The organism is Cyclobacterium sp. SOCE241, assembly GCF_056867545.1.
On the sequence record NZ_CP149779.1, the window covers coordinates 2,530,652 to 2,545,226 of the forward strand.

The following is a 14,575-nucleotide window of genomic DNA, read 5'->3' on the forward strand; positions in this document are numbered from 1 at the left end:
AACCTTTCGTAGGAATATCTTATAAATTAATAAATTTCCAGCATCTTTTTAAAAATTTGTTAGACCTCCATTCTAAATTGCCTGAAACTAGCATAGCCAGCCAAGCCTAAAGTACGTAAACAGGGTAAATGAAAATGATTATTGAATACTAGCCTTAGGCCGAAATAACCCATTGATATAAAATAACTATATTGCTTAAATGCCAAATAAAGAAATCCATTTAATAATTTTAGAAATATCATGACTTCAAAAACCAACCTAAATTCGATTGTCATGTTGGGTGCCAGTGGTGCGGTTGGTTCGGAAGCTTTAAAATCGCTACTGGACCATAAGGATTTACATCAATTAACTTTGCTTGGGCGAACCCCCATTTCTGGCATTAACAAAGACTATGTTTTTCAACATCAGATCAATGTAAGCGATCCCGATAGCTATAAAGAATTCCTCCCCGGTCATACCATTGCAATTTGCACATTGGGTGTAGGAGAGCCTAGTAAGGTTAGTAAAGAGGAATTTATAAAAATTGATAAACAAGCTGTGCTAGAATTTTCGAAAGCCTGTAAGAATTCAGGCGTCAGGCATTTTGAGTTATTGGCTTCCGTTGGTATAAGTTCAAAGTCGAGTTCTTTTTACCTGCGAGCTAAAGGTGAATTGGTAGATGAATTAAAAGCGTTGAAATTTGAACGATTGAGTATTTTTCAACCTTCAATGATTTTGACCCCAACCAACAGGTATGGAATTTCTCAAGCAATAGTATTAAAAGTTTTCCCACTACTAAAACCGTTTTTAATGGGAAGTTTACGTAAATACAGGGGAATTCCTGTTTCTGTCTTGGGTCAATCTATGGCTAAAAATGTTTTTATAGCAGGCAAGAATTACGAAACTTTTCACTGGGATCAATTTTATTCCATAATTGAAAAATCAAACAAACCTTAAAAACATTTAAATTGGTACGATTTTCAAGTTACCACGTTGACCAATCCTAATCTTTAATTATAAAAAGTGGCTTTTCTAACTAAGGATTTTTGAGCAAGCATGAAGAATTTTCAAGAAATCACTTTCTAATTATTAAACTTTACACCTAAGCAGACCATGAGTCATTTACTATTATCCGGTGTTTTTTGTTAATTTGCGTATTGAATTTAAACCTAACTTAATTCCAGACGATTAGACCATGAAGTTTGATTTTAAAGCAGATGTATTGCCTCATTTTTTAGCGATTTCTTCCTTTTACCTGATCGTTGTACTTTATTTTTCTCCCATTGTTTTTGAAGGGAAGATGATTTTCCAAACAGATATCCTTCAATGGGAAGGTTCTGCGAAGGAAATTTTAGACCATAGAGAAAGCACAGGGGAACAAGCGCTGTGGACCAACCGAATGTTTGGAGGAATGCCGGCCTATTTGATCCATTTGGATCCCAAGGGAGACATTACTAATTTCTTAATCAAAGTATTTACCTTCGGCCTTCCCCATCCTATAAGTGCACTTTTCTTTGGAATGGTCTCTATGTACTTACTCCTGATCTGTTTTAAAGTTAGACCATATATTGCCATAATAGGAGCTTGGGCTTTTGCACTGAATACTTTTAATTTCTTAAGTCTGGAGGCCGGCCACAACGCTAAAATTTGGGCCATAGGAATTGTACCATTATTACTGGCAGGCGTACACTTGGCATTCAGCGGCAAAAAGTTACTGGGCATCGTTATGACAGCATTCGCTGTATTGCTGCAGTTAAAGTTCAACCACCTTCAAATTACTTATTATACCTTACTACTCGTCATTGTTTATGGCCTAGGCCAATTGGTTCTGGCCTATCAACAAAAAAATTACCGGATTTCGCAAAAATCACTGCTATGCTTCTAATGGCCGCTGTTATTGGAGCGATGGGCCATGCCGCGCGGCTGAGTTCAGTATTGGAATATGGAACCTACTCTATTAGAGGAGAGCGAAATCTCCCTCTGGACGAACAAAATGACACTGGTCTAGACAAGGAATATGCTTTCAATTGGTCTAATGGCAAGCTTGAAACTTTTACATTGCTTATTCCAAATTACTTTGGTGGGGCATCCCAGGGAGAAGTCCCTAAAAACTCCGCATCGGAGAAAGCCCTTCGATCCAATGGTGTGGACAATGCTCAGGTAAACCAATTTCTAAATGGAGCCCCCACCTATTGGGGAGATCAACCATTTACAGGAGGTCCGATATACGGTGGAGCAGTGATGATTTTTCTTTTTATTCTAGCTATTATCTTTTCCCCTCCACTCTATAGAAATGTATTCCTATCGATGGTAGTCCTAACCCTAATGCTTTCTTGGGGTAAAAACCTTGCTTGGTTTAATTATGCGATCTTCGACTATCTACCCGGATACAATAAATTTAGAGCCGTATCCATGGCCTTAGGAATGACGCTTTTCGTTATTCCTTTATTTGGTGCCATAGGTCTAGAAAATGTAGTTGATAGAATAGGAAAGAAAGAAAGTTTGAAACCATTCTTAATTGGTACAGGTATAAGTTTAGGCTTAATTCTAGTTGGGATTGTTTTTGCATCTTGGGCCGGTTACCAATCTTCCGCAGGTAATCCCGGATATCCGGACTGGTTAATGGAAGCGTTGAAATCTGATAGAAAAAGCCTTTTGAGGACAGATGCGCTAAGGTCTGCTATCTTCATTTTGATACCAGCTATATTATTAGGCATGGTCTATCTTAATAAATTAAAAATTAACTTTGCCCTATTAGGTATAGGCTTGGTGTTAATAATAGACCTTTGGGAGTCAATAGTCGTTACTTAGATACAGACAGCTTTATTGACAATCCAAGTGAACAACATTTTGCCGCAACACCGGCAGACAATAAAATAAGTGCAGACAAAGGGTATTTTCGTGTGTTAAATATTCAAAACCCATTCAATGATGCCAGAACGAGTTACCGTTTCAATAGTATCGGAGGATACCATGGTGCTAAAATGAGTAGATATGGTGATTTAATTGATCACATTCTTCTTCCAGAAATCAATGGATTTGTCAAAAAAGCCCAAGAAGGAAATTTTGACTATAAGAGCATTCAAAGATTAAATATGCTTAACACGAAATACCTATTGGCAGGAAGAGCTGAAAACGCTGTATTCTTAAACCCTGAGGCCAATGGTCCTGCTTGGTTTCCGGAGAATATTGCCAAAACAAGTTCAAATGAGGAGGAAATAGAAACATTGGCGAAAATAAACACCAAAGAAACAGCCACCTATAATGCGCAGGACAATGGCAATCAAAGCATAGTTACCGGAAGCGGGACCATTAACCTAGAAAATTACGCTCCAGATGCATTGATTTATAAAGCCGTTGTAGAAAAGGCAGGATTGGTCGTTTTTTCCGAAATCTACTACCCAAAAGGCTGGAAAGCGTTTATCGACGGGGAAGAAACACCGATCTTACGAGTTGATTATTTGTTAAGAGGGCTAGTGCTACCGGAAGGAGAGCATACTGTAGAGATGCGCTTTGAGCCTAGTTCTTATTTCCGTTGGGAAATGGTTTCAGTGATAATTCAATATTTAGTCGTCTTATCATTATTATTTGCTGTATATAAAAATTTGAATTCAAAACGAGACTTTACAACCGAAAATGACTAAAGACGTTGCTCAATTTTATGATCAATTTGCCAACCAGCAAATCAAAACAGGAGTAAACTCAAGGCATTTGAGTATTATTTCTAAACTGAAAAAAGCTGGACTCAAACCGAATCACAAGGTATTGGAAGTAGGTTGCGGAATTGGTACTGTTAGTCAATTAATAGCCAAAAATACACCTAAAGGAGATGTTCTTGCTGTAGACATAAGTCCAGAAAGTATTGAGCAAGCAAATTCCATTTGGAAAGGTTTGGATAACCTTAAATTTGAAGTGTCTGATATGAAAAACTTTCATAAAAAAGAAACATTTTTTGACACTATTGTATTTCCGGACGTATTGGAACACATTCCCGTTGAAGACCATTTTGCTTTGTTTGAAACCATAAAAAATCATAGTCATTCGGATACTATTATTTTCATTCATATCCCCTCTCCAAGGTTTCTTGAATGGATGATCACCAATGAACCTGAGAAACTTCAAGTGATCGATCAACCTCTAGACACCGGTGAATTGGTAAGTAAGCTATCTGCTAATGATTTCTACCTTGAAAAAATGGATACCTATGCCCTTTTTTACAAAGAAAAAGATTACCAATATTTTGTATTTAAAAAGAAACAGGCCATTAAAAAAACCAATCACAGGGATAAATATACCATATTAAAAGAAAGGTTATGGATCAAGGTAAAACAGAAGCTTTCTGCTTTTTAAAATATTAATTGACCCTTATATGATCCTTTATATCTCTCCTATTCCTACAGCTTTTATCCAAAGGGATATTGAGATGCTTCGTCCTACTTTTAAAATCATTCACCTTAATTTTACGGCCAACCCTTATTTGCTGCCGGTATATTTTATTTTTCAATTTATTCAATTATTGATCCTTTTACCTCTTACAAGCAAATACCTTTGTTTTTTTGCCGGGTATCATACGGTTATTCCGGTTTTCTTCGGGAAAATTTTTAAAAAAGAAGTGATTATAGAATGTGGGGGCACAGATGCCATGAACCTCCCAAAAATTGATTATGGCAACTACCGAAAAAATGGCTAAAAAAAGCTACAATTTATAGTTTTAAAAATTGTTCACTAATTCTTCCGGTATCCTATTCTCTAGTAAAATCCACTTACACCTATGATAAGGACTCACCAAAAAATCAAGGATTACTACATTTAATACCCGACCTTCAAACAAAAATACAAGTAATATATAACGGGTTTGACGTTGAATTTTGGACTGATGATCAAAGGAAAAAATTTCCTTTCTCTTTTGTTACTGTCGCGACCGGAATATCCAAAAAGAACCGTGCCATGGTTAAAGGAATAGATTTGGTACTGGAAATGGCTAAAGCCTTTCCTTCTTATACTTTCACAATTATCGGAGACAGCGAATTTAAAACAACCCTGCCCAATGTAACTTTATTGCCTCCTTTAAATCAGAAAGCGATTAGGGAGGTATATAGACAAAGTCAATTTTATTTACAGCTTTCTTATTCTGAAGGTTTTCCAAATGCCTTGGCAGAATCCATGCTTTGTGGCTGTATTCCAATTGGCAGTAATGTTGGTGAAATTTCTAAAATAATTGGTGACACAGGCTTTATTTTAGCTCATAAGGATTTGGCGCTACTCCATAACCTGATTTCCACATTGAAAGAAAAAGATTTAGAATCGCTTCGAAAGGCTAGTACCCAAAGAGTTAAAAACAAATTTAATTACAACCTAAGAAAGAAAAAGTTAATTGCGGTTTTAACCTAATTTTAACACCTGAAAAACATCTCCAACTTTGGATAATTTTGAATTGAATAAAGTCGACTTTACATGGCAGGGGTGAAACAAAGTGTACTCACCACTATTTTCTCCTATTTGGGAGTAATTGTGGGGTATGTCAACCTACTATGGTTGTTTCCATATGTACTCAGCCCTGGACAAATTGGCCTATTTAAAACCGTGCAAGACATAGCTCTCCTTCTAGTTCCTTTTGCCCAACTAGGTATAGGTCACGGTATTACACGCTTTTTCCCTAGAATAAAAGGAAATGAGTTTGCCTTTTTTACCTTTAGTTTAGTGATGGCTACCTTAGGCTTTTTTATCGTAGCTTCCCTGTTTTTTGTTTTCAAAACTCCAATCATAAACGCATTTGCAGAAAAGGCTCCTGAAGTAAACCACTTCTTAATTGTGGCTCTGCTGATCACCTTTTTCTCTTTAATGAATTCTCTACTCGAAGCTTTTAGCAGGTCATTTTTAAAAATCGCAATCCCATCTTTAATTCGGGATGTATTCTTAAGGTTTTTCATGGCTTTATTGGTTATTGGTTATTACTTCTCCATATATACCTTCACCAACATGATATGGGGCATGGGTATCGTTTATATGTTGGCCATGATTTGTATGATTTCCTATATGAAAATAGAGGGAATAATAAAAGTCGAATGGGATTGGAAGGGTATTAATAAATCCTTTAAAAAGGAGTTTCTTCATTATGGATTAATCACCTTATTGGGTACTGCTGGGGCCCTGCTAATTATGAAAATTGACAGCATTATGGTCAGTTCAATCATAGGGTTAGACGCCAATGCGATCTACACAATTGGCTTTTCCATAGCTGTGGTTATAGAAATGCCCAGACGGGCAATCTCCCAGGTAGCCATGCCGGTTATCTCAGAAATGTTTGCAAAAAATCAATTGACAGAAATAAATGCCCTCTATAAAAAAATAGCAGTAAACCAACTTTTAATATGTTTGTTGGTGTTCCTTTTGATATGGGTCAATATCGAAAACCTTTACCACTTTGTTCCTAACAGATCCATCTATGAACAAGGAAAATGGGTGGTCCTTCTAATCGGATTGGGCAAAATTACCGATGTTATCTTCTCCGTCAATGGTGAAATAATCGTTTTCTCAAGGTTCTATACTTTTAATATTACAGCTACGCTGTTAATGTGTGCAGCAGTTATAATTTTTAACTTAATGCTTATTCCTCTGTATGGCATTGAAGGAGCTGCACTAGCTTCACTTATAGCCATGTTTTGTTACAATCTTGTAAAGTACATTTACATAAAGATAAGGTTGGGATTCAATCCTTTTACAACTGGGGTGTTTTTAATTCTCTTGGCCGGTGTACTGAGCTGGGCTTTGTCCTACTATTTAATTCCCGAATCTGCCTATGTGGTGCTTGATATACTAATCAGAAGTGGCATCGTAACTGCTTTTTACCTTTTGTTGATTCACCTTTTTAAGGCTGCCCAAGAAACTGAAGCGATGGTTTTCCGAAAAATTAAAGATGTATTTAGCCAATTAAGGTAATCGAAAACAAACCGACACATACCAGCTGAAATTTCACCTTGGCATTTCACTTTATAAGATAACTTTATTTCTAAGGTTATTTGGGCTCATGGCTCGCTTATTACCTAATTATGCCAATGGAAAAACTATTCCTTCAAGGTACTGATCAATTCGTCTATCTTTAGGATGTTAGGTAGAATTTCATTTTTCACCCTTTCCTTATTTGAATAGAAAGTATAAACTCCCACCCCTATCAGAGCTAAAAATGAAATTACCGCCAAATTACGGGCCAAAGGCTTCTCCCAAACGCCTACCCAGAATAAAAGGTAAATGGGGTAAATCGTTAAAGTGGCCCAATTCAGCGAGGTTTCAAGCAACTTCTTTTGAGCGATTAGATAGGCTTTGGTTTTCTCCAGATAGTCTAGGTAATTGCTTTCCAGATTACCGGGTTTAACTTTTTTATAGGTAATATTCTTAAGCCCACATATGTTGCCCAAACAATAACTAGAGCCGAGGCAATCTTCATGGAGATAAAAGGGGCCCAAAAAATAGCAAAAATAAATGGAGGTATGGTTAGCAACGCAGAAATAATATTTACCCGTTCCATGTATTTCCACCAACGGTGCAAACGATCCAAACTCGAATGCAAGTCCATCATCAATTTGGATTTCTCAAATTTAACTCGCTCTTGACGGCTAGACGATTGCCAAAGCTTAATCAATTCATCTTCTATCATATCACTTCATTCAAACAGTTAAACAATTTCAACTTAACCCTACGAATCTTTACGGCTACATTATTTTCTGTCAACCCCAATATTTCCGAAATCTCCTTATAGGCCAGCTCTTCCAAATAAAGTGTAATGAGAGCCTTATCACTTTCATTCAAGCTTTTTATACAGGTCCTAAGGAGTATTAATTTTTCATCCGATTCCTTAGCCTCTGTCAGTTCATCAGATCCGAAATTTTCGACTGAAATGCTATCCAACTTAATTAACCGACTTTGGCTTTTTATGTGTTTAGATTTGAATTGAAGGCAAACATTGAGAGCTATTCTGAACAACCAAGTACTGAAGGATGATTTACCTTTAAAAGCATCCATAGACCCCCATACATGAATTAAAATTTCTTGGAAAAGATCTTTGGCGTCTTCGCTACTTGTTGAGTAAACCCTACAAATTCTAAACAATCGCTGCTGGTTTATTTCCAAGCCTTCAAGGAATAGTGTTTCTAGCTCTTTATTCATTTTTAAACCTTATTTCAACTATGTTAGTTAGAAAAAATTTAAATTATGACACTTTTCGAACTATAAATTTTGCGAATGAGATAATATTTGACCGAAAACAGGCAACAGCCTTTCTATTAGGTGTTGAAACAACTTCAAAACCAGGCATATTTTTGCTGTTTTCTTTCGTTTACAAGACTTCTTGAAAAAACTCAGTAAACCCTAATATTTCATCGGCGATTTGGTGATTTCAGCTTCACCCAGCCACTTCTATTTGCTATGACAAAGCCAAATCCAAGGTGGGGCTAAAAAAGTGGCATAATTTATCTTGGGAATGTCTAATCTACAATTTAAGCTTGGCTAATTTCATCAAGCAATAGTGCCAATTGCGCTGTGATTTTTTCCTGCTGTATTGTAGAATGTCAGCCTCCAACTTATTTGGCAACTTATTTGTTTGAAAGTTTTTAATAAATTGAGCCATGCCTGTTTCATCTGTGTGAGAAAAAACTTTGCCAGCCTCTGAGGTTTTAATAATAGAAGCGCTGTCTCCTTTTGGATCTCCTAAGGCCAATATTTGCCTGCCGGTGGCCATGTATTCAAACAACTTACCCGGAATATTACCTTTTGCATTTTTGGTGTTCGTGAGAATTAAAAGAAGTAAATTTGCCTTCTGATAAAAGGAAAATACTTCTTTATGGCTAACATAACCTGCTAAAACCACATGTGCTCGAAACCAATTGTCTTCGGAAAGCAATTGCTTGACACTTTCATTTACCCTACCTACAAAAGTAAGCCTTACCTTTCCGGATGTATTTCCAAAAACAGATTTTAGTACTTTTAAAAATGGGAGTGGGTTCCTTATCGCATCTATCACTCCTGAATAAACTATTTCTAATACAGAAGAACTTCCAGGAGAGGTTGCTAAAAATTCAGGAATATCTGAAGGATCAAAACCATTTAATAAAACTTGGATGTCCTTGGCTCCTATTGCTATCATTTCCTTCTGGAAAGTTGGGGAAATGGTAACCAATCGATCTGCTTCTTCAAATACACTGCGCTCTAGTTTTTGATGCTTCTTTCTGGCAAAGCCACTTAATTTGAGGGTATCCAAAAACTCCCAGGTAGACCATGGATCCCGAAAATCGGCTAGCCAAGGAATACCCGTTTTTCTTTTCAAGTTTCGACCTAGCAGGTGCATGCTATGAGGAGGACCGGTTGTAATGATGGCCTTGAAATCATTTTGTTCCCAAATCCCTTCCAAAAACTTAACTGAAGGCTTGATCCAGAAAAGCCTAGGATCAGGAATCAAAAGATTGCCTCTAAGCCAAACCGCAAGCTGATCGAGTAATCCCGGATCCTTGTATTCAAGAATGCTGGCGGTGTCTTTCGGGCCTTGCTTTTTAAGCGTCCTAAAGAGGTGATATGGTTCCCAGATAGGAAACTTCAATACTTCTGTATGCTTGTCCACTTCTTGTTTGAGGGACTCGTCTTGCAATGAAAAATCAGGATTTTCAGGCGTAAAAATCACAGGTTGCCAACCAAATTCCGGTAGGTATTTTGAAAATTTAAGCCAGCGTTGCACACCGGAACCGGCACTTGGTGGCCAATAATAGGTAATGATAAGAACCCTTTTCATACATTAAAAAAATCAAGCAGGACATGATCCTGCTTGAATGAAATTTTTATTCACCTTGAGCCAATGAAAAACCTCTTTCTCCATTAAAGGTGTAAAGGTTTTCGATTTTCACAAAGTCAAAACCCAAATCACCGATTTGCTTGAGCACTTCTATAATCTGCTCGTGAGAAATGGCTTGGTCATCAGCATCAAAAAACCTTACTCTCCAATGGTCCGAGCAAAAGGTTTCCTCCATTCCATCAGGATAAACCCTTACTCCCCTATTGGTAACAAGTTGCATTTTTAAGCCATCGGCATTGACGGATCTGAGTTTATCGCCCATAACATTTGGATCCCTGGATCCTTCCTTCCAATCAATGAACACATCCAGTCCGATTAATTCTTTTACTGCCGGAGTTCGTGGCTTGATTGCCAAAGCTTGTTTGATTTCAGCTTGACTTCTTTCTGCTTTGGCAAATACTGCCTTCTTCATACGCTGAGGTTCTTTGCCTAGTCTGGCAATTACTGCTTCAGCAAACTCCTTTGTGCCTACCCTTTTGGTACTGATATCTTCCTGATAAATATCCCCGGTATGAATTCCATCTTCAAGGGTTGCCATCCATGCGTTACTTATTTTTTGTGCCACTTCAGGCTGACCAATATGAACAAGCATCATGATTGCACCATTCAATAAACCTGAAGGGTTGGCTATGTCCATTCCGGCTATATCCGGTGCTGAACCGTGAATGGCTTCAAACATAGCTACATCTTCTCCTACATTAGCAGATCCTCCCAGGCCCACAGAACCTGTTACTTGGGCTGCCACATCAGAGATAATATCTCCATAAAGGTTTAAAGTTACTATGACGTCAAAAATCTCCGGGCTATCTGCAATCAATGCAGTAGCAATATCTATAATTTTATGGTCTGTTTCTATATCAGGATATTCTTTAGCCACCTCATTAAACACTTCATGAAAAACACCATCAGTCATTTTCATGATATTGTCTTTGGTCATACAAGTAACCTTCTTTCGCTTGTTCATGCGGGCATACTCGAAAGCATACCTGATAATTTTTTCACTCCCCGGTCTGGAAATTAATTTCAAACACTGGTAGACCTCATCCGTTTGTCTGTGCTCAATTCCGGCGTAAAGGTCTTCTTCATTTTCCCTTATGATTACCAGATCGGTTTTAGGGAAATGGGTATGAATGAAAGGGGAATAAGCTTTACAAGGTCGCACATTTGCATAAAGTCCTAAAGTTTTTCTGGTCGTAACATTCAAACTTTTGAACCCTCCACCTTGAGGGGTGGTTATCGGAGATTTCAAGAAAACCTTGGTCTCTCTCAATGAATCCCAAGCACTTGAGGCAATCCCGGAACTAATCCCTTTCAAATATACTTGTTCACCTATCTCGATAACATCAGGTTCAATGGCTGCTCCTGCTGCTTCCAAGATGGACAAGGTTGCATTCATTATCTCCGGACCGATACCATCTCCATATGCTACTGTAATTTTCCTTTTTTCAGTCATGTGGTAAGTGATTGAGTTTTAGTATGTATTTAGCTTCAGTGCAAAAATAGAAAATAATGACATACAATCGATTTTACGGAAGAAATAATAGACAATTTTAAATTTAAACTCAATCTTAACTTCTAGAGTCTTTTCTTACCGGAAACCCAATATTCAAAAGAAAGGCCCATCCATACAAAACCACACAAAAGATTAAGGATTGCGCAGGAATGAACTCAGATAACCTCAAGTCCAATAGATAAATGCAGATCAAATTATTTAAAAGACTTCTTAAACATCAAACGATTTTTAAACTATTCAAAATACAATTTTATAGCTACTTTATGGATACTCATATTTTAATAGATTTATGATTTTTAGCCGAATCTTTTGTGATTGATTAGGCACCTCGTATATTTGGGCCTTAACATTGAAGAATTGGAATGGCTGAACAAAAAATATTCTTTCAGAGACTAAAGACGGAATACTTTATCTTACCATCAGCAGAGAGTCCAAACTCAACGCCTTAAATTTCAATACCTTGGAAGAGTTGAAAAATATTTTCAACGAGGTGAATGATAACAAATCTATAAGAGCTGTAATCATCACAGGTGCGGGTGAAAAGGCCTTTGTAGCGGGTGCTGACATTAATGAAATCTCAGAACTCAACGAACTCAATGCTAGGAAGTTTGCTGAATTTGGTCAAGAAGTTTTTGATAATATAGAATCCTGTCACAAACCTGTAATTGCCGTTGTTAATGGTTATGCGCTGGGTGGAGGCTGTGAGCTGGCAATAGCTTGCCACATGAGAATTGCAACGTCCAATGCAAAGTTTGGACAACCGGAAGTTAATTTAGGTATTATACCGGGTTACGGAGGCACCCAAAGACTAACCAACCTTATAGGCAGAACCAAGGCTACGGAAATCCTGATGACCGGTGACATGCTGGATGTCAATGAGGCAAAATCTTTAGGTCTTTTAAACCATGTGGAGGCTACTAAAGCAGAAGCATTAGCGAAAGCTGAAGAGGTTATTAAAAAGATCATGACCAAAGCCCCATTGTCCATCGGTATGATAGTAGATTGTGTCAATGCTGTGTATGCTAGTGATGAAAACGGTTACCAAATCGAAGCAAACAGTTTTGCACGCTGTGTGAAATCTGAAGACTATAGAGAAGGAACAACAGCTTTTCTTGAAAAGAGAAAACCTAACTTCAAAGGGGAATAGTCCCCTTTTTATATGGGTCTGTTAAAAAAATTGGCCGGGCAATCTGCCATTTACGGCATCAGTAGTATCCTCGGCAAATCAATCAACTTTTTGCTTGTCCCTTTATACACGGGATATCTTCCTAAAGAAGACTTGGGATCCTTTACCATGCTTTATGCATTGATAGCATTTTTGAATGTTGTCTTCACATTTGGTATGGAAACCTCTTATTTCCGGTTTGCTACCGGAAAAGGTTTGGATCCAAAAATAGTTTTTCAAAATGCCCAAACATTGGTAACCGCAGTAGGTTTATCTTTGGGTATCATTTTATTCCTTTTTGCAGACAAACTAAGCCTACTGTTTGAGTATGAGGGGAAAACCCATTTATTCCAATGGGCTGCCATAATATTAACCATAGACGCCTTGATGGCCCTTCCTTTTGCTCGTTTGAGATTGGATGGCAGGTCCTTGACCTTTGCCTTACTTAAACTGTTTAACATCCTTCTCAATGTAGGTTTTAATGTACTTTTTATTGTGGTAGCTTACCATATTGTAGCAGGAGATTTTCTTCAAGTCTTCTATCCTTATGTCGCTGACTGGTACAATCCGGAATGGGGAGTTGATTATATTCTTCTGGCCAATCTTTTGGCCAACTTAATAATATTACCCATTATTTGGAAACTGGCAGGCAAATGGAAATTACAACTCAAGCGCAGCATTTTACTTCCCATGTGGAAATACGCCTTACCCTTATTATTCATGGGCCTTGCCGGGGTTACTAATGAAGTGTTTTCCAGGGGATTATTTGAATATTCATTGCCCGAAAATTTTTACCCCGGGCTAAATTCAAGAGAGGCAGGAGGAGTATTTGGAGCTAATTTTAAGTTGGCAATTTTAATGAGCCTGATTATTCAAGCCTTCAAATATGCGGCAGAACCCTTTTTCTTCCAACAATCAGAGAATAAAAACAACCCCTGCTATTCGCAAGGGTAATGCACTGGTTTATCATTTTCTGCACCTTCCTGATGGTAGTCGTCTCTGTTAATTTAAAATTAATCGGCGCTTTGTTTTTTCAAGCAGAAGGGTACGCCACAGCTTTACCTATGGTGCCCATCCTCTTAATGGGCTATTTATTCTTAGGTATATATTATAACCTAAGTATCTGGTTTAAAATTACAGATCAAACCCAATACAGTTTTTATATCACCTTAATTGGGGCAATCGTAACAATCATTATCATTCTTACATTGGTGCCTGTTTTAGGTTTTATCGGGGGCTTTAAGTACTTTTGGTAGCTATTTGGTAATGACTTTGCTTTGTTACTTTATTGGTCAAAAATATTACCCAATACCATATCAAACAAAAAAGGACGTAGGCTACTTGCTTATTGCATTTTTCCTAAGTTATGGAGGCTTCCTTATAGACACAGGTTCTTTGGCTTTTAATTTCATACTTCACTCCGCCATCATTTTGTTGTATGCCGGCCTAATTTTTCTGATGGAAAAAAAGGAATTAAATTCGTTATTAAAATCGTTCTCCAAGAAATAGCATGAAAATAAACGTAATCAATAAATCAAATCATCCATTACCTGCTTATCAAACAGAACAATCTGCAGGTCTGGACCTTACTGCAAACATTCCAGCGCCCATTACATTAAAACCACTTGACAGAAAATTAATCGGCACAGGTTTGTATATTGAGTTACCAAAAGGTTTTGAAGCGCAAATAAGACCGAGAAGTGGGCTGGCGTACAAACATGGAGTTACAGTTCTCAATAGCCCTGGCACCATTGATGCAGATTACCGGGGAGAAATAAAAGTGCTGTTGGTTAATAATTCTGACACCGTTTTCACCGTTCAAGATGGAGAAAGAATTGCTCAGATGGTCATTGCAAAACACGAACAAATTGAATGGAACCCACAAGCACAGCTCTCAGACACCGAAAGAGGGGCCGGAGGCTATGGGAGCACAGGCAAATAATTGTAACTTTAGCGCAGTATTCATTTCTTTTGGCTACACAAAAAGTTGAACCAAAAGTAAGGGTTAATTGTATATTTTAAGAGAAAAGGGTTTAGCGCATCCAGAGGATCATTCTGATACTCTGGATCTAAACAGCGT

At 37.6% G+C, this 14,575-nt stretch carries 16 protein-coding genes; 12 read left to right on the top strand and 4 right to left on the bottom strand.

From position 1 onward, the window contains the following. Positions 1 to 240 precede the first annotated feature (240 nt). The 8 genes from WG932_RS12575 (at position 241) to WG932_RS12610 (ending at position 6,918) form a co-directional block, all read left to right on the top strand. Positions 241 to 936 (top strand): NAD(P)H-binding protein, encoded by a 696-nt coding sequence (locus WG932_RS12575; protein ID WP_483088184.1) that lies wholly within the window; start codon positions 241 to 243, stop codon positions 934 to 936. A 238-nt stretch (positions 937 to 1,174) separates the two neighbouring features. Next, positions 1,175 to 1,864, top strand: a complete 690-nt coding sequence (locus WG932_RS12580; protein ID WP_483088185.1) for a hypothetical protein — start codon at positions 1,175 to 1,177, stop codon at positions 1,862 to 1,864. Further along, complete coding sequence (locus WG932_RS12585) at positions 1,855 to 2,790, top strand: hypothetical protein (RefSeq protein ID WP_483088186.1); 936 nt, start codon at positions 1,855 to 1,857, stop codon at positions 2,788 to 2,790. The genes WG932_RS12580 and WG932_RS12585 overlap by 10 nt, the downstream gene beginning before the upstream one ends. Then, positions 2,766 to 3,623, top strand: a complete 858-nt coding sequence (locus tag WG932_RS12590; RefSeq protein ID WP_483088187.1) for a hypothetical protein — start codon at positions 2,766 to 2,768, stop codon at positions 3,621 to 3,623. The genes WG932_RS12585 and WG932_RS12590 overlap by 25 nt, the downstream gene beginning before the upstream one ends. Further along, a complete protein-coding gene (locus WG932_RS12595; RefSeq protein WP_149392564.1) occupies positions 3,616 to 4,329 on the top strand; it encodes an SAM-dependent methyltransferase in 714 nt (237 codons plus the stop codon). The genes WG932_RS12590 and WG932_RS12595 overlap by 8 nt, the downstream gene beginning before the upstream one ends. A gap of 19 nt (positions 4,330 to 4,348) precedes the next feature. Then, a complete protein-coding gene (locus WG932_RS12600) occupies positions 4,349 to 4,669 on the top strand; it encodes a hypothetical protein (RefSeq protein WP_483088188.1) in 321 nt (106 codons plus the stop codon). 257 nt (positions 4,670 to 4,926) lie between these two features. Beyond that, a complete protein-coding gene (locus WG932_RS12605) occupies positions 4,927 to 5,370 on the top strand; it encodes a glycosyltransferase family 4 protein (RefSeq protein WP_483088189.1) in 444 nt (147 codons plus the stop codon). Between the two features lie 63 nt (positions 5,371 to 5,433). Then, positions 5,434 to 6,918 (top strand): oligosaccharide flippase family protein, encoded by a 1,485-nt coding sequence (locus WG932_RS12610; RefSeq protein ID WP_483088190.1) that lies wholly within the window; start codon positions 5,434 to 5,436, stop codon positions 6,916 to 6,918. 125 nt (positions 6,919 to 7,043) lie between these two features. On the opposite strand, the gene WG932_RS12615 is transcribed toward WG932_RS12610, so the two are convergent. From WG932_RS12615 to WG932_RS12630, 4 genes are all read right to left on the bottom strand, one after another. After that, entirely contained in the window at positions 7,044 to 7,394 is a 351-nt protein-coding gene (locus WG932_RS12615; protein WP_483088191.1) for a hypothetical protein, read from the bottom strand. 235 nt (positions 7,395 to 7,629) lie between these two features. Next, positions 7,630 to 8,142, bottom strand: a complete 513-nt coding sequence (locus WG932_RS12620) for an RNA polymerase sigma factor (protein ID WP_483088192.1) — start codon at positions 8,140 to 8,142, stop codon at positions 7,630 to 7,632. A gap of 322 nt (positions 8,143 to 8,464) precedes the next feature. Then, positions 8,465 to 9,757: a glycosyltransferase gene (locus WG932_RS12625; RefSeq protein ID WP_483088193.1), complete on the bottom strand. Its 1,293-nt coding sequence runs from the start codon at positions 9,755 to 9,757 to the stop codon at positions 8,465 to 8,467. A gap of 46 nt (positions 9,758 to 9,803) precedes the next feature. Next, positions 9,804 to 11,270: an NADP-dependent isocitrate dehydrogenase gene (locus WG932_RS12630; protein ID WP_149392570.1), complete on the bottom strand. Its 1,467-nt coding sequence runs from the start codon at positions 11,268 to 11,270 to the stop codon at positions 9,804 to 9,806. A gap of 439 nt (positions 11,271 to 11,709) precedes the next feature. On the opposite strand from WG932_RS12630, the gene WG932_RS12635 reads away from it, so the two are divergent. From WG932_RS12635 to dut, 4 genes are all read left to right on the top strand, one after another. Next, positions 11,710 to 12,477, top strand: coding sequence for an enoyl-CoA hydratase/isomerase family protein (locus WG932_RS12635; protein ID WP_483088634.1), 768 nt, complete (start codon positions 11,710 to 11,712; stop codon positions 12,475 to 12,477). A 30-nt stretch (positions 12,478 to 12,507) separates the two neighbouring features. Continuing rightward, positions 12,508 to 13,449: a lipopolysaccharide biosynthesis protein gene (locus WG932_RS12640; protein WP_483088194.1), complete on the top strand. Its 942-nt coding sequence runs from the start codon at positions 12,508 to 12,510 to the stop codon at positions 13,447 to 13,449. Next, positions 13,449 to 13,751 carry a hypothetical protein gene (locus WG932_RS12645; RefSeq protein WP_483088195.1) on the top strand — a complete coding sequence of 101 codons (303 nt, stop codon included), beginning with the start codon at positions 13,449 to 13,451 and terminating at the stop codon, positions 13,749 to 13,751. Before WG932_RS12640 ends, WG932_RS12645 begins: the two co-directional genes overlap by 1 nt. A 254-nt stretch (positions 13,752 to 14,005) precedes the next feature. Next, positions 14,006 to 14,437, top strand: a complete 432-nt coding sequence (gene dut / locus WG932_RS12650; RefSeq protein WP_014018525.1) for a dUTP diphosphatase — start codon at positions 14,006 to 14,008, stop codon at positions 14,435 to 14,437. The last annotated feature ends 138 nt before the right edge of the window (positions 14,438 to 14,575 follow it).